An 18,820-nucleotide genomic window follows, 5' to 3' on the forward strand; every position below is an offset into this window, starting at 1 on the left:
TAATCAAACAAGCGCTATTGCAACGCTCAGTGAAAACGCCAGTAAAATAAGGTTTTTGCTTGTCATCACGATGAGCGGACAACGGGTAAGCCAGCATAGTGCAGAAGCGAATTGACAATCCAACCCATGACATCGACTCACGGCATCGATATATGACAACCATTGGCAGCGATGCCCCCATTGGCGTATTTGATTCAGGGGTGGGTGGCCTATCCGTGCTGCTTGCAATCCGCGACGAACTGCCGGCGGAAAATTTGTTGTATGTAGCCGATTCCGGCTATGCGCCATACGGCGACCGGGATAGCGATTTCATTGCCGAGCGCGCGACCAAGATCACCGAGTTTCTGCTTGCAGCCGGCGTCAAGGCGATCGTGGTCGCCTGCAATACCGCCACGGTCGTCTCCATCGCCAAGCTCAGGGCGTGGTGCCCGGTTCCGCTGGTCGCGATAGAGCCCGCAATCAAACCGGCATCGGTCAGCACCCGGTCGGGCACCATCGGCGTGCTCGCGACCAGCCGAACGCTGGCCAGCCCAAGTGTCGCCAGGCTGTGCGAGACACACGGCAGCAATGTGCAAATTCTGCTGAAGGCCTGTCCCGGCCTCGTCGAGCAAGTCGAACAAGCCGAATTGCTCAGCGATGCCACGCGCGCGCTACTGGTTCGCTATATAAACCCTCTGCTGGAAGCGGGCGCGGACACGCTGGTACTGGGTTGCACACATTATCCGTTTCTGATGCCATTGATCCGCGAAATCGTCGGCCCCGACATCGCCATAATCGACCCGGCGACGGCCGTCGCCCGGCAGCTGGCGCGGCGGCTTGTCGGCAACCTCACAACTTCGCGGCCCGACAGCTTGGCGGACGTGCGATTTTTCTCGAGTGGGTCGCTCGAAAACGCCCAGTCCATTATATCGGCGCTGTGGGGAGAAAATGTCAGGGTTCATTCCTTCGGCTAGCCTGATCAGGCGAAATGCGTCGTTTTACCCGCCGTAGCTCATCCTGACCGTCGCTGGTTATTGGCCAGCAAAGAAACCAGCCTATCCCATGGCGCGGATTCGCTCACCAACTGCTGTAGCGTGTCGTTATTGATTATTTCCACTGACACTTGGATTTCCTCGTCGCTCAAGCCTTCTTGCGCGGACTTGAGCAACTCGTAAACGGCGACATCGGCTTCCGAAGCATCGCTACGTTCAGCCTGCCGCTGCAGGATACGCCGACGTTGCAGCGCTTCATCGCCATGAATATGCAAAATGGCAAAAGGCACGGCCAACTCTCTCGCCAATGACCCAAACGCCTGTCGCTCGTGTCGCTTCAAAAACGCCGCATCGACGATGACGCTGAAACCGTTTTGTAAAATCTGCCGCGAGACCTCCAGCAAATGCCGATAGGTGCGAACAGTGGCTTCAGCACTATAAATGCCGCCCTCAATTGAGGACTGGCTTTGTTGCAATGCTTGCAACCCAAACAGGCGCTTGCGCTCCACATCGGAACGCAGCCGTATCAATTGAAATTTTTCCAGCACGATTTGCGAGACGACGGTCTTGCCGCAGCCGGGCAAGCCATGCGTGATGATCAAAGCCGGCCGCTTGGGCTGATAGAATTGCTCGGCCAGTGTCAGATAACTGTCGCATCTTTCCAAGCTGGCGGTTTTATCGGTTTGCCTGGCTCGAATCGCACTGACTTTGGCCATCACCAGCGCGCGATAACCCAGATAAAATGTCAGAACGCCCAACCCGGCATAGTCGCCGCTGTGTTGCAGATAGGCGTTCAAGAACGCATAGGCCAGGTCGGGGCGCTGCCGATGCAGCAAGTCCATGATCAGGAAGCCGACATCGCTGATGCCATCGATCCAGCGTAATGCTGGATTGAACTCGATACCGTCAAAGGGTATCGGCTGGTCATCCAGCAGCACGATATTACCCAGATGCAAATCGCCGTGACATTCCCTCACCATGCCGGCTTGCAAGCGCCGGGAAAACAACGGAAGGCAGCGCTGGCATTCCTCTTCATTGGCCGCTTGTAAACTTGCCAATCTGTCGGCATAGCTTTCGTCGAGCAATTGGGCCAGTTGCAAAAAATTCTGGCGTGTTGGCGCGAAAATGGCCTCGGCATGGCCAAAACCGGAGTCCGGTTCGGCTGGCGGCAAGTTTGCATGAAATTGGGCCATGGTTTCGGCTAGTCGTTCCAGTTGCCTGACCGTTAACCGGCCTTGCGCCAAACAGTGATCCAGCAGCCTATCTTCGCAAAAACGCCGCATTTTCACGGCGCATTCGAAGGCGGGTTCGGCGCCCAATACCGGTGCCTCCGGGCTGCCGCCAATACCGACCACTTCCAGATACAGATCGGGAGCCAGTCGCCGGTTCAAGCGCAACTCTTCCTGACAAAAAAATTGCCGCCTAGCCAGCGTGGAAAAATCCAGAAAGCCAAAATCCACCGGTTTTTTGATCTTATAGACGTAGTCCCCAGCCAGCAGCACCCAGGAAATATGAGTTTCCAACAGTTTGACCGATGCTACCGGGTGCGGGTAACAAGCCGGGTTTTGTAGGGCTTCGATTAATCTGCGGTCGAGATCGGCGTTTACCATGCGGTCATCCAACAAGTTATATCAGCGCGATGAGCCGATTCTGGCAGAGAATCGGCGATTAGGGAAATGATCCGGCCGATTCAAGCCGACAATCTTGAATCGGCCCGTAAAGAACCACGGTTTCTTCATTCCAAACCAGGTTGTATTGAGCAAATCAACTTATTAGAAAAAACTTATTTACAAAACAGACGACCGGTCGCATAATGCCCGCCATGTTGAAACTGCAAAGCAAACAAATCAAGAAAGAAAAACTGCTGGATCAGGGTGTGACACTGCTGCTGGAAAAGGGCTATCACGCCACCGGTCTGAAACAGATTCTGGATACGGTGAAAATTCCGAAGGGCTCTTTTTACACCTATTTCCAAAGCAAGGAACAATTCGCCGCCGAGGCGATCAGCCATTACATCGAACCGTTCATACACCGTTTGTCGGCACATTTGCAAAATCCGGAACTGGACGGACTGGCGGCCTTGAAAGCGTATTACTCGGAACTGATCGCCGAAGTAGCACAAACCGGTTTCAAGGGCGGCTGCCTGCTGGGCAATTTAATGGGCGAGATCGGTGACACCAGCCCGCTGTGCCGCGACGCCCTGCTGGATGCCGTCGGCCGCTACAGCGATTTGCAAAAAACCGCGCTGGAACGCGGCCAAAAACAAGGCTCGGTCCGCCTGGATCGTTCGGCTAAAGCGATGGCCGACTTGATGCTGAACGGCTGGCAAGGCGCCTTGTTGCGAATGAAGGTCGAGCAATCGATAGAGCCCTTGCAGGCGGTCTGCCGGGATTTGCTGGATGATTATTTCAAGGCTTCAATACGTAGGGCGGAGCAAGCATGAACCTACATAAATTAATGCTGACAATATGGCAATGAGTAGGCTGGAATGAAACCCAGCATTGACAGCCGCTTAGTTGGGTTACGCTTTCGCCCTACCCAGCCTACGATTCAAAACAACCGCTGCTCACCAGCAGCCTTTTTTAACGCCGGTTAATCAGACGACCGGTCATTTATAAGGAGGCCATCATGCCCAAATTTATCATCGAACGCGACATTCCCGGCGCAGGCAATCTGTCCCAGGCCGAGCTGCAGGGCATTTCGCAAAAATCCTGCGGCATCCTGCGCGACATGGGGCCGCGCATCCAGTGGCTGCACAGTTACGTCACCGGCGACAAGATTTATTGCATCTACATCGCCGACAGCGAGCAGGCCATCCGCGAGCATGCCGAGCAAGGAGGTTTTCCGGCCAATCGCATCGAACAAATCAAGACCGTGATCGACCCGACCACGGGCGATTGAGCTATCGTAGGGTACGCACCGCGTGCCTTTTACCTTGGCAATTGCAACAACCGATAAAGGTACGCGGTGCGTACCCTACAAAAAAACCATTCTCGGGGGAGAAAACACCATGAAATTCAAACTCAGCACCTTTACCGCCGCGCTGCTGCTCGGTACTGCAAGCTTGTCAACACAGGCCGACGAAACCTGCGCCTCGCCGTACATGGCAAAAATCACGGGACAAGAAGATTTCATTTACGTCTGGACCCTGGGTGCAGAAGGCGTCGGCGATGAGCAGGACAAACTGGTTACCATCGACGTCAACCCGAAATCCGGAAATTATGGCAAGGTGATTGACAGTCTATCTGTCGGCGGCCGCAACGAAGCCCACCATTCCGACTTCACCGACGATCGCCGCTTCCTGTGGGCCGGTGGTTTGGACACCAACAAGATCTTCATTTTCGACGTGGCCACCGATCCCGCCAAACCCAAACTGGTCAAGACCATCACCGATTTCGTCGCCAAGAGCGGTGGCGTGGTGGGCCCGCACAGCCTGTACGCCTTGCCGGGACGCATGATCATTACCGGTTTGTCGAACAACAAGGATCACGGCGGCCGCACCGCGGTAGTGGAATACAGCAACGCCGGCGACTACATCGCCACCTATTGGCTGCCGACCGACGGCAATCTGCAGGGCGCGATCAAGTCCGGCAAATACGCCGACGGTTACAACTACGACATCCGTGCCCTGCCGCGTAAAAACCTGATGTTGACCTCGTCGTTCACCGGCTGGTCGAATTACATGATGGACTTCGGCAAGATGTTGAATGATCCGGAGGCGATGAAGCGCTTCGGCAATACCGTGGTGCAATGGGATTTGCACAGCCGCCAGCCGAAGAAAGTCTTAGACGTGCCTGGTGCGCCGCTGGAAATCCGCTGTGCCTGGGACGAAAGCCATAACTATTGCTTCACCAGCACTGCTTTGACTTCGAAAATCTGGCTGATTTATCAGGACGACAAGGGCGAATGGCAAACCAAGGATGTGGCCGACATCGGCGATCCAAGCCAGGTGCCATTGCCGGTGGACATTTCGATCTCCGCCGACGACAAATCGTTGTGGGTCAATACCTTCATGGACGGCAAGACCCGCCTGTTCGACATCAGCGACCCGTTCCATCCCAAGCAAGTGCTGGAGCAAAAAATCGGCGCGCAGGTCAACATGGTGTCATCGAGCTGGGACGGCAAACGCCTGTACTACACCTCGTCGCTGCTGGCCAACTGGGACAAGAAAGGCGCGGATAACGAGCAGTTCTTCAAGGCCTATAGTTGGGACGGTAATAAGCTGACCGAACAGTTTTCCATCGACTTTACCAAGGAAAAGCTGGGCAGGGCGCACCAAATGCGCTTTGGCGCTTATGCCTTATACGGTCAGTCGCCGAAATAAGCTGAAAATACCGGGTGCGACTGCTGTCGCCCTATTCAATCGAAAAAATCGAAACTCATCTGCCCGCCCGGCGCCGGTTTTCTGAACAAATCCGTGCGCAGGTCGGGCATTGCCCGGTCCAATCCCAGCTTTTTGCGGATCAAACGAAAGCGCTGGGCAATCAAATCCGCATAGCTACCGTCGCCCCGCAATCGCTGGTGGAACGCAGCATCGTAGACCTTGCCGCCTCGAGCATCGCGTACCCTGTTCATCACATGCTCGGCTTTCAGCGGGTAGTGCTGGCGCAGCCATTCCTGAAACAAATCCGCCACTTCCAACGGCAAGCGCAGCAGAATATATTCCGCGTTCGATGCGCCAGCCGCGTACGCGGCCTTGACGATGGTTTCCAATTCGCAATCGGTCAAAACCGGAATCACCGGTGCCACCATCACCCCGACCGGCACGCCCGCTTCACGTAAGCGTGTCAACGCTTCCAGGCGCCGGTGCGGCGCGGCGCCCCGCGGCTCCAAAGTGCGCGCCAGACTTTTGTCCAGCGTGGTGATCGAGATGCCCACCGACACCAAGCCCTGCCTCGCCATTTCCGCCAGTATGTCGACGTCGCGCTCTATCAATGCCGACTTGGTGACGATGCTGACGGGATGACGGCTTTCCGCCAGCACCTGCAAAATCCCCCGCATGATGCGCTGCTGCCGCTCCAAAGGCTGGTAAGGGTCGGTATTGGTGCCCAACGCCAGCGGCGCGCAACGATAATTGCGCTTGCCGAGTTCCTCGCGCAGTAACCGAGCGGCATCGGGCTTGATCAGAATGCGGCTTTCAAAATCCAGCCCCGGCGAATAACCCAGATAGGCGTGCGTCGGCCTGGCGAAACAATAGATGCAGCCATGTTCGCAACCTCGATACGGGTTGATGGAACGGTCGAACGGGATATCCGGCGAATCGTTGTAGGTGATCACCGATTTACTGCTGTCGACGATGACTTCGGTCGCCAGCGGCGGTAGATCGGCACCCAACCCGCCCCAGCCGTCGTCCTCGGCATGGCCGCTTTGCTTCTCGAAACGGCCGGTGGCGTTGCTGATGCTGGCGCGGCCTTTGTGGATCAAGGGTCTGCTCATGGAAAAGGGTAGAAAAATCGATGGCGCTATTTTTCAGGCTCGCCATGCAAAATCAACTCGATGAATTGAACCTATTCGAGCCAAAAAATCAGGGTTACACGGCCCCTTGAATCTCCTTCGGAAATTCATTCCATCGATGAGCGGTATACGGTTTTACATCTCGTAACACTTAATGGCTTCTGGTTGAAAATATATCGTATCGATCTTATAGGACCTGATTCCCTCTGGGAATTGCTGTTCAACCGTATTGCCAATGGAAAAGCCGATGATCGCAACCCCCAGATCGGAGAGAATGGACAATTTGCCTTGCTCGAGGTCCGCTTCGCTTGGAAATACCAATGTATAGGTCATGCTTTTGCCCGTGTCGATATCGACGAGGCGGACACAGGTGTTCATCGTGACCACATAAGGTGGAATCTGCTCTGGAGGTAGAATCGCGGCACGGTTGAGTTCACCTTCCAATGTATCCAGTAGCATCGAAGGCTTGGCGCCGAACTGCCTGGCGGTTATCAGCAGATCTCGTAAACGGGCGCAGTCGAGCGAGGAAAGAATGATGTTTCGAACCTTCATGAAGTCTTTCATAATCTCAGTCACCTTGCCAAATGAAGAAAGGCCGGCATGACCGGCCTTATGCCATACAAGCGTTTTATTGCAACAGCTCCAAAGCCTTTTCAGCGGCTTTTTGCTTTGCTTTCTGTGTTGCCGCATCCACGGCTTCGTCGGCCGATTTAGGTGCCGCATCAACCGTGCCTTTGATTTGCTCCACGGTTTCCTTGCCGCTTTTCAAAGTCTCTACGCCTTGCTTGACTTCCTCGGGAGTGGCTTCTTGAAGCTTTTGCGTGGCCGCGTCTTTCAATTGCTCCTGAGCCTGTTGTTTCAGCGCATCAGGCGAGGTTTCCACGCCCTGTTTCAGATCTTTGACTTTTTCAAGGGTTTCGGCGCCTTGTTTGATTTCATCCGGCGTGGCTTCCTGAAGTTTACGCGATGCGGCATCTTTCAGCTGCTCTTGAGTCTGTTGCTGGACTGCTTCCGGCATGCCTTTAACGTCTTGTTTCAAGGTTTTCATGTCTTGCTGAATTTTATCGACGGCTTTGGCGCCTTGAGCTTCCTTGACCTCGACGGACGGCTTGTCGCCCATGGCCAATTGCATGCCAACCTCTTTCAGCGTGGGCTGGCCGGCAAGTACGCCGCCAGAAACCAGCAACAGGGCACTGCATAAAATGATTTCGGTTTTCATAGCTTGCTCCGCGAGTTTATTATTGAACTAGGACTGACAACCATAGCACGCAGTCTCTTAACTTGCCATTAAGCTTCGGCATGCTTCCGACCTGGATAGCCAACTCATTCGGCTCGATGCTCAGAATCAATATTTTACTGGCAAGCCGATCTTGACCACCGAGAGCATATTTAGGACTTACGCATTGACGATCAAGCAATAACTATGTCATAGGAAGTACATTTAACAAGAACGATTCAGGGATGATAAGAAAGCCTAGCCGCCCACCGACAGCGCGTTGCACCTTGCCAATGTATATGGGATTTTTGATGAGCGAACCGAAATCAAGTACCTGCACCCGTCTTTCCGAGGTGATGAACATTTCCCATGACAGCGTGAATCGTTTCCTGTTACGAGAAAGTTACGAGCCGAAAGACTTGTTCAATGAGGCAAAATGTCTGTTGAACTTGGTGGGCGGGACGCTGAACGTGGATGACAGCACCTTAGACAAACCCTACAGCCAACGCATGGAACTGGTTGGACATTTTTGGTCTGGCAAGCATCATCGCGTGGTTAAAGGCTTGAATCTCATCACGTTATACTACACTGACCCGCAAGGCCGCAGCCTGCCCGTTAACTATCGTGTATACGACAAGGCAGAAGGAAAAACCAAAAATGATTATTTCCTCGACATGTTGGGCGAGGTGCTGGCTTGGGGATTACAACCGAATTTTATGACCGGGGATAGTTGGTATTCCTGTGTGGACAACCTTAAGACGGTAAAAAACCACCGGATGGGGTTTATGTTTGCGGTGGAAAGCAATCGCCGGGTGTCGACGGAAAAAGGCACCTGGATCCAGGTACAAAAACTGGACATTCCTGACGACGGCATGCGGGTCTGGTTACGTGATTTTGGCAACGTGAAGCTGTTTCGGACGCGGTTAAAAGACCAACTGCGCCATTACGTGGTGTTCCTGCCAGAGGCTGAGGCTTATGATGCCTTTAAGCAATCCGATTTTCAGAAACTGCACGACCAGCATTGGCAGATCGAGCAATACCACCGCATGATCAAGCAGGTTTGCAACATCGAGAAGTTCCAAGTCCGTAGCAAAGTACCGATACTCAACCATATCTTTGCCGCTTTATGTGGCTATGTTCATCTGCAGCGAATGCAATTTACTGAAATTATTCGCAATGCTTACCAATGGCAAAGAACGTTGTATCAGGATGTGATCGCCGCATTCGTCAACAGCTTCATGGTCGGCAAGGAATATTTGAACCCACAGTTTCAGGCTTCCGTCAATGCGTAAGTCCTAATATTGTTGACGATATTCTGATTCCCGCTCGCCGTCCAATTGCCAGAATCCTTAGTTCCATGCCTTGCAAGGACGATGCGGCAATTCGATTGCTGTAATATGCCCGTTCGACATCACTGTTGAATCCTACCGTTCATGAACAACCAAACCAGACTAGCCATTTTCGATCGCCTCGCCACTGCGATTCCGGAGCCGACCACTGAATTGAACTACGACACGCCGTTCGAATTACTGATTGCGGTGGTGCTGTCCGCCCAGGCCACCGATAAAGGCGTCAATAAAGCCACGGAAAAACTGTTCGACGTTGCCAATACGCCGCAGGCTATTTTAGCCTTGGGAGAAGCAGGTCTGAAGGAATACATCAAGACCATAGGCTTGTTCAATAGCAAGGCCGCCAACATCATCAAACTTTGCGAAGCCTTGCTAAAGCACCATGGCGGCGACGTGCCGCAAGACCGTGCTGCCCTGGAGGCTTTGGCGGGTGTGGGCCGCAAGACCGCCAATGTGATTTTGAATACCGCCTTTGGCCATCCTACGATCGCGGTGGACACCCATATTTTCCGCGTCGCCAACCGCACCGGACTAGCACCGGGCAAAAACGTGCTGGAAGTGGAAAAAAAACTCGATAAAACGGTGCCCAAACAGCATAAAAAAGACGCCCATCATTTATTGATCCTGCATGGCCGCTATGTCTGCATGGCGCGAAAGCCGCGCTGCGCAGAGTGCTGCATCGCGGATTTATGTGAGTTTAAGCAAAAAAGCCTGTACTGAGCTTACAATGCGGTAGACTGAGCACGACTAGTGCCATGTTCATTTACTTCAGCATGGCTGGAATCCAAATTTACCAAAATGCCCCAAGAGGTTACATCATGAAAAAATTCCACAAAACTCCTTTGACTCTGGCCATGGGCACGACCGCCGTCATTTCCGGATTTGCCGCCAACGTCAACGCGGAATCCAATCCATTTGCGATGAGCGAGTTATCTGGCGGCTACATGGTAGCGGAAGCATCCAAGACCCGCCACGGCACCTGCGGCGGAAGCATGCCCGAATTTTCCAACAAAGGCGGCAACGGCGTCTGCGGCGGCAACGTAACGGATTCTAACGGCAATAAAATCAATGGCGCAGCCAAATCCGGCAAAGCCCAAACCGGCGCCAAAACCAAGAAAGCGGAAGGCTCCTGCGGCGAAGGCATGTGCGGCGGCATGATGGAAGGCGGCAAAATGAAAAAAGGCATGGAAGGCATGTGCGGCGAAATGATGAAGGGCAAGGAAGGCGCTTGCGGCATGATGGGCGGCATGGGCAATATGAGCGACATGAAGCATGGTGATGATGCCAGTCAGAAAAAGGACAAGACCGAAGAAGGTAGCTGCGGTGCGATGATGAAAGGCGGGGAAGGCTCTTGCGGCGCGATGATGAAGGGTGGCGAGGGCAGCTGCGGCTCCAACATGTAATGCCGCGGGCATCCCTGTCGATATTCATGCTTGAGCAAGGCACTACCGCACTCAATGCGGGCTTGGGATTGCGGCGTTCCTTTTTAGCGGAAGTCGCCGCTCAACCGCCCGCGCATGTGGATTTTTACGAGGTGGCGCCGGAAAACTGGATGACGATAGGCGGCAAACTCGGCAAGCAATTTCGGGCGATGACCGAACGCTTCCCGTTCGTTTGCCATGGCCTGTCGTTATCGATAGGCAGCAGCGATGAACTCGACGAGGTGTTTGTCCACGACCTGAAACGCTTCATGGCCGAACACGGCATCAAGTTCTACAGCGAACACCTGAGTTATTGCAGCCATGACGGCCACTTGTACGATTTGATGCCGATACCGTTCACCGAAGATGCCGTCAAGCATGTGGCGGCGCGTATCCGGCGGGTGCAAGACATTCTGGAACACAAGATCGCCATCGAAAACATTTCCTATTACGCCGCTCCGGGCCAGGAAATGTCGGAAATCGATTTTTTCAACGCGGTGGTCGAGGAAGCCGACTGCAACGTGTTGATCGACATCAACAACATCTACGTCAACAGCGTCAACCACGGGTACGATGCCGAAGCCTTTCTGCGCGCCATGCCGGGTAAACGCATTGCTTACGCCCATATCGCCGGCCATTATGTCCAGGCCGAGGATTTTCTGGTGGATACCCACGGCGCGCCCGTCATCGACCCGGTGTGGCATTTATTGGCCAAGGCCTACGAGGCCTTCGGGGTGTTTCCGACCTTGCTGGAACGGGATTTCAATCTGCCGCCGCTGGCGGAATTACTCAGGGAAGTCGACACGATACGGGCAATTCAACAAGAAGCCAATCAACAGTCAGATAAGCGGGTAGCCTGATGGCCGTTGATTTTAAAACCAAACAAGCCGAATTCGCCGCCTACATTCGCGACCCGAGCAATCAACCCGTGCCAGCCGAGGTCGATCCCCAGCGCATGGCGATGTACCGGGAGCTGTTTTTCAACAACATCAATGGCTTTTTGAGCAGCAATTTTCCGGTATTGCGAACGATATTGGACGACGCGCAATGGCTGGAATTGGTGCAGGATTTTTTTCTCCGCCACCGCTGCCAAACCCCGCATTTTTCCGAAATTGCCGAGGAGTTTCTGGATTATCTGCAAAACGAACGCGAGGCAGCGGGCGATTATCCGTTCTTATTGGAACTAGCCCATTACGAATGGGTGGAAATGGCGTTAGCCATAGCCAAAGCCTCGCCGTTGTTTGGCGATGCGGCCTTCGTGAACGAGATTCTGCAACAAAAAATCGCGCTCTCGCCGCTAGCCTGGCCGCTGGTTTATCAATACCCGGTGGAAAAAATCGGTCCTGCGCTTCTGCCGCAAACCGCGCCGGCGCAACCCACTTACTTGATCGTGTATCGGGATAGCGACGATCAGGTGCATTTCATGCAGACCACGCCACTAACCTACCATTTATTGCAGTTGATCGAACAACTGGAAGGACAGGCCGGCGAAGCAGTTCTTGACGCGTTGGCTGTCGAAATCGCCGGACAAATCGACCCGCAGACCCTGCAAGACCTTGGCTTGCAAACCCTGCGGGAACTGGCCGGCAAGGGCATCGTCATTCCGGCTGTTGACGCTTGAAGCGATGCACCCAGACCAGACCATCGTCGTTCCATTCCATGTTGGCGTGCATTTTTAAAATCAAATCCTTGTACATCGCCAGACTCGGATAACCTTCGGCTTGCGCATCGGCATCGGTCATGTCGCCGATACGTTCTCTATCCACACGGGTCACGACGAATTCCACACCCTCCAGCACGAAAGTTTCACCAGGGTAGGCATAAAGGCCGTCGCGGCGTTGCTCGGTTTTTTGCCCGCTCAAGGCCGCGGCTACCAGTTTTGGGTGGCGAATCAGACGTTCGATGTCGCAGGTTTTTTCCGGATAATCTTGCATGTTCAATTCCTAATCGATTGGCTAAGCCGGTTATTATCAACCATAATGCCCGGTTTTACCTGTTGGAGATTCGTTATGCGTTATTTACATGCGATGGTTCGCGTCAAAAATCTTGACGAATCGCTGGATTTTTATTGCGACAAACTCGGGTTGACGGAAGTAAAGCGTATCGAAAACGAAGCGGGGCGTTTTACCTTGGTCTATCTGGCCGCGCCCGGCGACTACCGACAAGCCAGCGACAGCGACGCACCCTTGCTGGAACTGACCTATAACTGGGATAGCGAGGACTATACCGGCGGGCGTAACTTTGGCCATTTGGCCTTTGAAGTGGAGGACATTTACGCCATCTGCCAAAAGCTGATGAACCAAGGCGTCACCATCAATCGCCCGCCACGCGACGGCTGGATGGCCTTCATTCGTTCGCCTGACCAGATTTCGATCGAATTATTGCAAAAGGGTGGTGCGTTGCCACCGCAAGAACCCTGGGCGTCAATGCCCAATACTGGAACTTGGTGAGGACCTCCATTGCCGCCGCTCAGCCTTTACATCCACTTTCCCTGGTGCATCCAAAAATGCCCATATTGCGATTTCAATTCCCATGCCGTTAAAACCGGAATTCCGGAAATGCAGTACGTAGAGGCATTGCTGGCGGACCTGCAGGCCGATTTAACCTTATTGCCCAGCCCACGCCCCATAAGCAGCATTTTCATGGGCGGCGGCACGCCCAGCTTGTTTTCGCCTGATGCATTACGCCATTTACTAACCGGCGTGAGGCAACAGGCCGATTTGTGCCCCGATTGCGAAATCACGCTGGAAGCCAATCCAGGCACCTTCGAAAGTGCCAAATTCGAGGCCTTTAGAGCCCTGGGCATCAATAGGCTGTCGATAGGCATACAAAGCTTCAACGACCGGCATTTGCAGCGATTGGGCCGAGTGCATGACGCCGAGGAAGCCATCAAGGCAGTGAATATCGCCATTCAAGCCGGTTTCGACAATCTGAATCTGGACTTGATGTTCGGCCTGCCGGAACAAACCGAAGCCGAAGCCCTGGCCGACATCGAAACCGCCATTGCGTTGAATCCAAGCCATATTTCGTTTTACCAGCTCACGCTGGAACCCAACACCTATTTTTACCGCTTCCCGCCCAAGCTACCCGAGGACGACAGCATTTTTGCATTGCAAAAAGCCTGTCAGCAGCGCCTGTCCACGCGCGGTTACCAGCAATACGAGATTTCGGCCTATGCCAAGGCCGGATTTCAATGCCGCCACAATCGCAATTACTGGCAATTCGACGATTATCTGGGCATAGGCGCCGGCGCGCACGGCAAGATCAGTCGAAAACTGCCCTATGACATCGTGCGCACAGCCAAAACCAAACACCCGGAGCAGTATCTTGCCCGACGTACGATTGCCAGCATCGAACCGATCGCTATTGAGCAATTGCCCTTGGAATTTTTGATGAACCAGTTGCGCCTGAAAGCCGGCTTCCATCTGGACGACTATCGCACCCATACCGGCTTAGCCGCAGAAACGCTGGAACCGGCTTTATCCGAGTGCATCGCTGAAGGTTTGTTAACCAAACGAAGTCAGCAGGTTTGTTGCTCGGAAAAAGGTTGGGATTTTCTCGACGAAATTCTGGAAAAGTTCATTCCGTAAAAAACGGCGGGTTATAATTTCCTATTCGCTGTTCGGAACCCATCATCATGCTCGATTATCAAAAACAGTTCATTCGCCTGGCTTTAGACTGTGGCGTGCTCAAATTCGGCGAGTTTCAATTGAAATCCGGCCGAATCAGTCCTTATTTCTTCAATACCGGTTTATTCAACACCGGCGCGCAACTGGACAAACTCGGTCAATTTTACGCGCAGGCGCTGATCAACGCCGAGGTGAACGTCGATGTACTTTACGGTCCGGCTTACAAGGGGATTCCGCTGGTCAGCACCACCTCCATCGCCTATGCACGCCTGAAGCAAGACATTCCATTCGCGTTCAACCGCAAGGAAGCCAAGGATCACGGTGAAGGAGGGGTATTGGTCGGCGCGCCGCTGCAAGGCGATGTCTGGATACTGGATGACGTCATCACCGCCGGCACGTCGGTGCGGGAGTCGGTCGACATCATTCGCGGCGCCGGCGCCAACGTGGCCGGTGTGGTGATCGCGCTGGACCGACAGGAAAAAGGCCAGAACGAGTTATCCGCCGTGCAAGAGGTTTCCACTCAATTCGGTATCCCAGTCATTTCTATTATCTCGCTAGCCGAAATAATCGAATTTATTGAACAAGATAACAGTTTTGCCGACAAATTACCGATTATCCGCTCATATCGCCAACAGCACGGCACTTAGCACAAGTGCCGTACTACCGCTTCTTTGTATTTAGTCTACAATTAGCCCTTACTTAACGCCCTCTAATAACGAGTACAGTCAGCAGAAAGGCTTGCCATGGGAAATCTGGAATTTAAAGATCAATTACACGAATATTCGAATTGGCGTGAAAAATTGATACAAGCGATAGAAATGTATCGCGAATGGCGCACTCGTTATAAATTCAGCGACCCGCAAAGCACCGATACGTTGCTGAATATCCTGCAAGGCCTGCAGTCCGATCGCGTCACCCTGGCATTCGTCGCCGAATTTTCCCGCGGCAAAACCGAGCTGATCAACGCCTTGTTTTTTGCGGAAACCGGTGTGCGCTTACTGCCGTCGTCGCCAGGCCGCACCACCATGTCGCCGACCGAGCTCTATTGGGACGAAAAGGGCGGCAGCTATATCCGCCTTTTGAACATCGAAAGCCGGCTGGAAGACATCTCGCTGATGGATTACAAAAACAATCCCGATCGCTGGACTCAGATCAGCTTGAACACCGATTCACCCACGCAAATGCAGGAAGCTTTCAAAGAGCTGATTGCAACGAAAAAAGTCAGCAAGGAAACAGCCGACAAGCTGGGCTTGTGGAATGAGCGCGAAGCGGCCGAACAAGGCATCATCAATCCCGAATTCGTCGAAGTACCCTGCTGGCGCCACGCCTTGATCAGTTTCCCCCATCCGCTATTGAAAGAAGGCTTGTGCATCCTCGATACTCCGGGCCTGAATGCGCTAGGTACCGAACCCGAGTTGACCCTGAGCATGCTGCCCAGCGCGCAAGCCATCGTATTCGTGCTGGCCGCCGACACCGGCGTGACCAAAAGCGACCTGGAGATGTGGAAAAGCCACGTTTGCAGCTCGCGCGGGCAACGCCGCCAAGGCTTGGCCGTCGTGATGAACAAGATAGACTCTATGTGGGACGACTTGGCCGGCGAAACAGGCTATGAAGCCGCGATCCAAAAACAAATCGAAACCTCGGCCTCTATCCTTAACCTGGATAAAGAGGTCATCTTCCCGGTTTCGGCAAAACAGGCCTTGCTGGCAAAGGTTAAGGGCGACGACGCCTTACTGGAAAAAAGCCGTCTGAAAAAACTGGAAAATTATTTGTCCGAAGACATCCTGAACCAGCGCCGCGACATTCTGAAAGGCGTGGTGGAAAAGGATATCGGCTTCCTGGTCAGCGAATCGATCAAGCTGATGAATACCAAAGTCACCAACGCCAACAAGCAGTTGGAAGAATTCAAGCACATGGACTTTGAAAATCAGGAAATGACCGGCAAATTGATGGCGGAAACCCGCGACCGGCAAAACGCCTACATGGCCAACATCGAAAATTTCCAAGCCAGCCGCAAGGTGTTTGCCGTGCAGGCCCGCATGTTGATCGATTCGTTTTCGAAAGACAAAATCGATGAGATCATTCAACGCACGAAGCATGACATGAGCAAGAGCCTGACGACTTACGGCATGAAGCAAAACATGCGCAAGTTGTTCGACGAGCTACGCGACTTGTTGCAGGACTCGGTCGATATCACCGAAGAAACCCGCCGTCTGGTCAAGGCTATCCATAAGAAATTCCAAGACGAATACGGTTTCAAGGAAATCGAGCCGCAACTGTTTTCGATCAAGCAATATCAGTTCGAACTGGAACAAATTTTCGAAGAAGGCGAGGCCTTCCGCAACAGCGCCAGAACCACGATGACCGAACAAAGCATCGTGGTCAACAAACTCTATGGCACCCTGATTGCCAAAGCGAGGAACATTCTGCAACAAGCACACAAGGATGCCGCAACCTGGAGCAACAGCGTTCTAACCCCGTTGATGCACCAAATCAAGGATCACAAAAAGCAGATCGAAAGCCGTCTGGTCATGTTGAGAAAAATCAACGAGTCCAAGGGCACGGTCAGCGAAAGCATCGCCCAACTCGAGGCCGAACTGGCTCCGCTGAAACAGCAACGGCAAGAATTGCTGGCCATCATCAAGGCCATGCAAATCAATATCGCCAACGTCGAAACCATCTAAACCGCCGGCCACCAACCAAATTCAGTTGGGTTGCCTTCCGTGACAGAGTTCCTACGCCTAATGCGCAGGAACCCTTGCATAGCCAGTGGCTTGATTATCTAATTGAAATTTCGGCCATAGAAAATCTCGGCCATTTCATCCTGCAGCATTTCCTGAATTTCCTGCTTTTCCTCTTCGCTGAAATTACTTTCCTTTTCGAACAGGTAATTTTCCAGTTCGGTTTCCTTCAGCATCATCTTGGTGTGGAAGATGTTTTCCTGATACACGTTCACGTCGATCATCTGATACAGCTCTTTGGTGCTTTCGGCGATGTAGTTCTGAATCGAGTTGATCTTGTGATCAATGTAATGCTTCTGCCCGGAAATATCACGGGTAAAACCACGCACGCGATAGTCCATGATGACGATATCCGACTCGAAGCTGTGAATCAGATAGTTCAAGGCCTTTAGCGGCGAAATCTGTCCGCAGGTCGACACATCGATGTCGGCGCGAAAAGTGCAGATGTCGGTATCCGGATGACTTTCCGGATAGGTGTGCACGGTGATATGACTTTTGTCCAGGTGCGCCAGAATCGTATCGGGCAGCGGCCCCGGCGATTCCGAGTTCATGCCGGCCGGAATCACCGCGCCTTCCGAAATCAGCATCGTCACGCTGGCGCCCTGCGGGTCATAATCCTGATGAGCGATGTTCAAAATCTGCGCGCCGATGATGTTTGCGACATCCTTCAGGATTTGCGTCAACCTTTTCGCGTTGTAAGCCTCATCGATATATTCGATATAGGCTTTTTCCTGCTCCTTGGGCGCGTAACAAACGTCGTAAATATTGAAACTCAACGACTTGGTCAGGTTATTGAAACCGTGTAATTGTAATTTGCTCAACCGATCAACCCTCTATAACTTCAAAATCGTGGCTAATGTCCACTCCGGCCTTGCCCAGCATGATGGATGCGGAGCAGTATTTTTCGGCGGAAAGCTTAACGGCCCGTTCCACTGCGGCGGCCGGTAAATTTCTGCCCGTCACTCTGAAATGCAAATGGATCTTGCTGAAAACCGCTGGAACGGCATCCACGCGTTCCGCGGTCAAGTCGACCGCGCAATCGGTAATGTCATGGCGACCTTTTTGCAGAATGTCGACCACATCGAACGACGAGCAACCGCCGACGCCGAGTAAAAGCATTTCCATGGGTCTGACGCCCATGTTACGTCCGCCGTGATCAGGCGGCCCGTCCATCACGATGGCGTGCCCACTGCCGGACTCGCCGACAAATAGCCGGCCATCGACCCATTTGACTGTTGCTTGCATGTTGAATCCCGCAAAAATAAAAATGGCGCAAATTTTACAACGATACCGATCGTCGGATGGTTTTTTTTGCAAAAATTCACACTTTTGGGTAGGGTAACAGGATCAGCAGGACAAAATTATGACAACAAATGACTGTGGTTACTAAAAACAAGATTTCCCAAGAAGCCCTGAATGCGTTTTTACACGTCTGCCATTTACGCAGTTATCCAGCCAAACTGAGCATCATCAGGCCGGGTGACCTCGCGGATAGGCTGTTATTCGTCGTTGACGGCTCGGTCAGCGTCAGCGTGGAAGACGAAGAGGGGCACGAGCTCATTTTGGCTTATTTGAATAAGCATGACTTCGTCGGTGAAATTGGCGTGTTCAAAAATACCGAAGTGCGCAGCGCCTACGTCAAAACCCGCACCAAATGCCAGCTTGCCGAAATCGGTTATGACCGCTTCAAAGCGCTATTGAAAACCGATCTGCACGAACATGCGGTGGAAATACTCACCGTATTGGGCGAACAACTATCCAGGCGATTGCTGATTACCAGTCGCAAATACCGGGACCTGGCCTTCATGGACGTCGAGGGCCGCATCGCTCGAACCTTGCTGGATCTGGCCAAGGAACCCGATGCGATCACGCACCCGGACGGCATGCAATTGCATATCACGCGCCAGGAAATCGGCCGCATCGTCGGCTGCTCCAGGGAAATGGCCGGACGAGTCCTGAAGGAACTGGAAGACAAAGGCCTTATCACCGCCCACGGTAAAACCATCGTCGTGTTCGGCACGCGATAACGTGTAAAGAAA

General features: G+C 53.1%; 21 protein-coding genes. 14 read left to right on the forward strand and 7 right to left on the reverse strand.

What is annotated here, in order from left to right:
• Positions 1–152 precede the first annotated feature (152 nt).
• Positions 153–953 (forward strand): glutamate racemase, encoded by an 801-nt coding sequence (gene murI, locus NM686_RS21335; RefSeq protein ID WP_255189821.1) that lies wholly within the window; start codon positions 153–155, stop codon positions 951–953.
• 38 nt (positions 954–991) lie between these two features.
• Here murI and NM686_RS21340 read toward each other — a convergent pair whose 3' ends face one another.
• Positions 992–2,581 (reverse strand): bifunctional aminoglycoside phosphotransferase/ATP-binding protein, encoded by a 1,590-nt coding sequence (locus NM686_RS21340; protein ID WP_255189822.1) that lies wholly within the window; start codon positions 2,579–2,581, stop codon positions 992–994.
• A gap of 212 nt (positions 2,582–2,793) precedes the next feature.
• Here NM686_RS21340 and NM686_RS21345 point away from each other — a divergent pair, with 212 nt between their 5' ends.
• From NM686_RS21345 to mtoX, 3 genes are all read left to right on the forward strand, one after another.
• Positions 2,794–3,414, forward strand: coding sequence for a TetR/AcrR family transcriptional regulator (locus tag NM686_RS21345; protein WP_255189823.1), 621 nt, complete (start codon positions 2,794–2,796; stop codon positions 3,412–3,414).
• A gap of 185 nt (positions 3,415–3,599) precedes the next feature.
• Positions 3,600–3,872 (forward strand): DUF4242 domain-containing protein, encoded by a 273-nt coding sequence (locus tag NM686_RS21350; RefSeq protein ID WP_255189824.1) that lies wholly within the window; start codon positions 3,600–3,602, stop codon positions 3,870–3,872.
• Between the two features lie 109 nt (positions 3,873–3,981).
• Entirely contained in the window at positions 3,982–5,295 is a 1,314-nt protein-coding gene (gene mtoX, locus NM686_RS21355) for a methanethiol oxidase (protein WP_255189825.1), read from the forward strand.
• Between the two features lie 35 nt (positions 5,296–5,330).
• On the opposite strand, the gene NM686_RS21360 is transcribed toward mtoX, so the two are convergent.
• The 3 genes from NM686_RS21360 to NM686_RS21370 form a co-directional block, all read right to left on the reverse strand.
• A complete protein-coding gene (locus tag NM686_RS21360) occupies positions 5,331–6,407 on the reverse strand; it encodes a PA0069 family radical SAM protein (protein WP_255189826.1) in 1,077 nt (358 codons plus the stop codon).
• 153 nt (positions 6,408–6,560) lie between these two features.
• A complete protein-coding gene (locus NM686_RS21365; protein ID WP_255189827.1) occupies positions 6,561–6,989 on the reverse strand; it encodes a GreA/GreB family elongation factor in 429 nt (142 codons plus the stop codon).
• 64 nt (positions 6,990–7,053) lie between these two features.
• Complete coding sequence (locus tag NM686_RS21370; RefSeq protein WP_255189828.1) at positions 7,054–7,644, reverse strand: hypothetical protein; 591 nt, start codon at positions 7,642–7,644, stop codon at positions 7,054–7,056.
• Between the two features lie 245 nt (positions 7,645–7,889).
• Here NM686_RS21370 and NM686_RS21375 point away from each other — a divergent pair, with 245 nt between their 5' ends.
• From NM686_RS21375 to NM686_RS21395, 5 genes are all read left to right on the forward strand, one after another.
• Positions 7,890–8,933, forward strand: a complete 1,044-nt coding sequence (locus NM686_RS21375) for an IS701 family transposase (protein ID WP_255188588.1) — start codon at positions 7,890–7,892, stop codon at positions 8,931–8,933.
• Positions 8,934–9,074: 141 nt separating this feature from the next.
• Entirely contained in the window at positions 9,075–9,710 is a 636-nt protein-coding gene (gene nth / locus NM686_RS21380) for an endonuclease III (protein ID WP_255189829.1), read from the forward strand.
• A gap of 98 nt (positions 9,711–9,808) precedes the next feature.
• Positions 9,809–10,393 carry a hypothetical protein gene (locus NM686_RS21385; protein WP_255189830.1) on the forward strand — a complete coding sequence of 195 codons (585 nt, stop codon included), beginning with the start codon at positions 9,809–9,811 and terminating at the stop codon, positions 10,391–10,393.
• Complete coding sequence (locus NM686_RS21390) at positions 10,393–11,271, forward strand: HvfB family MNIO-type RiPP peptide maturase (protein WP_269022079.1); 879 nt, start codon at positions 10,393–10,395, stop codon at positions 11,269–11,271. Before NM686_RS21385 ends, NM686_RS21390 begins: the two co-directional genes overlap by 1 nt.
• Positions 11,271–12,032 carry an HvfC family RiPP maturation protein gene (locus NM686_RS21395; protein ID WP_255189832.1) on the forward strand — a complete coding sequence of 254 codons (762 nt, stop codon included), beginning with the start codon at positions 11,271–11,273 and terminating at the stop codon, positions 12,030–12,032. Before NM686_RS21390 ends, NM686_RS21395 begins: the two co-directional genes overlap by 1 nt.
• On the opposite strand, the gene NM686_RS21400 is transcribed toward NM686_RS21395, so the two are convergent.
• Complete coding sequence (locus tag NM686_RS21400) at positions 12,010–12,345, reverse strand: ASCH domain-containing protein (RefSeq protein ID WP_255189833.1); 336 nt, start codon at positions 12,343–12,345, stop codon at positions 12,010–12,012. The two genes, NM686_RS21395 and NM686_RS21400, sit on opposite strands and share 23 nt — an antisense overlap.
• Before the next feature lie 75 nt (positions 12,346–12,420).
• Here NM686_RS21400 and NM686_RS21405 point away from each other — a divergent pair, with 75 nt between their 5' ends.
• From NM686_RS21405 to NM686_RS21420, 4 genes are all read left to right on the forward strand, one after another.
• Positions 12,421–12,861, forward strand: coding sequence for a VOC family protein (locus NM686_RS21405; RefSeq protein ID WP_255189834.1), 441 nt, complete (start codon positions 12,421–12,423; stop codon positions 12,859–12,861).
• Positions 12,862–12,870: 9 nt separating this feature from the next.
• Positions 12,871–14,001, forward strand: coding sequence for a radical SAM family heme chaperone HemW (gene hemW / locus NM686_RS21410; protein ID WP_255189835.1), 1,131 nt, complete (start codon positions 12,871–12,873; stop codon positions 13,999–14,001).
• A gap of 47 nt (positions 14,002–14,048) precedes the next feature.
• Positions 14,049–14,687, forward strand: coding sequence for an orotate phosphoribosyltransferase (gene pyrE / locus NM686_RS21415; RefSeq protein WP_269022082.1), 639 nt, complete (start codon positions 14,049–14,051; stop codon positions 14,685–14,687).
• 96 nt (positions 14,688–14,783) lie between these two features.
• A complete protein-coding gene (locus tag NM686_RS21420) occupies positions 14,784–16,724 on the forward strand; it encodes a dynamin family protein (RefSeq protein WP_255189836.1) in 1,941 nt (646 codons plus the stop codon).
• A 98-nt stretch (positions 16,725–16,822) separates the two neighbouring features.
• Here NM686_RS21420 and speD read toward each other — a convergent pair whose 3' ends face one another.
• Complete coding sequence (speD, locus tag NM686_RS21425; RefSeq protein WP_255189837.1) at positions 16,823–17,602, reverse strand: adenosylmethionine decarboxylase; 780 nt, start codon at positions 17,600–17,602, stop codon at positions 16,823–16,825.
• A gap of 4 nt (positions 17,603–17,606) precedes the next feature.
• Positions 17,607–18,026, reverse strand: coding sequence for an OsmC family protein (locus tag NM686_RS21430; protein ID WP_255189838.1), 420 nt, complete (start codon positions 18,024–18,026; stop codon positions 17,607–17,609).
• Positions 18,027–18,154: 128 nt separating this feature from the next.
• Between NM686_RS21430 and crp the strand changes: the two genes are divergently transcribed.
• Entirely contained in the window at positions 18,155–18,808 is a 654-nt protein-coding gene (gene crp / locus NM686_RS21435) for a cAMP-activated global transcriptional regulator CRP (protein ID WP_255189839.1), read from the forward strand.
• Positions 18,809–18,820 lie beyond the last annotated feature (12 nt).

It is taken from the genome of Methylomonas rapida (assembly GCF_024360925.2).
Taxonomy (GTDB): Bacteria; Pseudomonadota; Gammaproteobacteria; order Methylococcales; family Methylomonadaceae; genus Methylomonas; species Methylomonas rapida.

Coding starts and splice junctions, on each gene's coding strand:
- murI (WP_255189821.1), top strand. CDS start 153: ATGACAACCATTGGCAGCGATGCCCCCATTGGCGTATTTGATTCAGGG.
- NM686_RS21340 (WP_255189822.1), bottom strand. CDS start 2,581: ATGGTAAACGCCGATCTCGACCGCAGATTAATCGAAGCCCTACAAAAC.
- NM686_RS21345 (WP_255189823.1), top strand. CDS start 2,794: ATGTTGAAACTGCAAAGCAAACAAATCAAGAAAGAAAAACTGCTGGAT.
- NM686_RS21350 (WP_255189824.1), top strand. CDS start 3,600: ATGCCCAAATTTATCATCGAACGCGACATTCCCGGCGCAGGCAATCTG.
- mtoX (WP_255189825.1), top strand. CDS start 3,982: ATGAAATTCAAACTCAGCACCTTTACCGCCGCGCTGCTGCTCGGTACT.
- NM686_RS21360 (WP_255189826.1), bottom strand. CDS start 6,407: ATGAGCAGACCCTTGATCCACAAAGGCCGCGCCAGCATCAGCAACGCC.
- NM686_RS21365 (WP_255189827.1), bottom strand. CDS start 6,989: ATGAAAGACTTCATGAAGGTTCGAAACATCATTCTTTCCTCGCTCGAC.
- NM686_RS21370 (WP_255189828.1), bottom strand. CDS start 7,644: ATGAAAACCGAAATCATTTTATGCAGTGCCCTGTTGCTGGTTTCTGGC.
- nth (WP_255189829.1), top strand. CDS start 9,075: ATGAACAACCAAACCAGACTAGCCATTTTCGATCGCCTCGCCACTGCG.
- NM686_RS21385 (WP_255189830.1), top strand. CDS start 9,809: ATGAAAAAATTCCACAAAACTCCTTTGACTCTGGCCATGGGCACGACC.
- NM686_RS21390 (WP_269022079.1), top strand. CDS start 10,393: ATGCCGCGGGCATCCCTGTCGATATTCATGCTTGAGCAAGGCACTACC.
- NM686_RS21395 (WP_255189832.1), top strand. CDS start 11,271: ATGGCCGTTGATTTTAAAACCAAACAAGCCGAATTCGCCGCCTACATT.
- NM686_RS21400 (WP_255189833.1), bottom strand. CDS start 12,345: ATGCAAGATTATCCGGAAAAAACCTGCGACATCGAACGTCTGATTCGC.
- NM686_RS21405 (WP_255189834.1), top strand. CDS start 12,421: ATGCGTTATTTACATGCGATGGTTCGCGTCAAAAATCTTGACGAATCG.
- pyrE (WP_269022082.1), top strand. CDS start 14,049: ATGCTCGATTATCAAAAACAGTTCATTCGCCTGGCTTTAGACTGTGGC.
- NM686_RS21420 (WP_255189836.1), top strand. CDS start 14,784: ATGGGAAATCTGGAATTTAAAGATCAATTACACGAATATTCGAATTGG.
- NM686_RS21430 (WP_255189838.1), bottom strand. CDS start 18,026: ATGCAAGCAACAGTCAAATGGGTCGATGGCCGGCTATTTGTCGGCGAG.
- crp (WP_255189839.1), top strand. CDS start 18,155: ATGACTGTGGTTACTAAAAACAAGATTTCCCAAGAAGCCCTGAATGCG.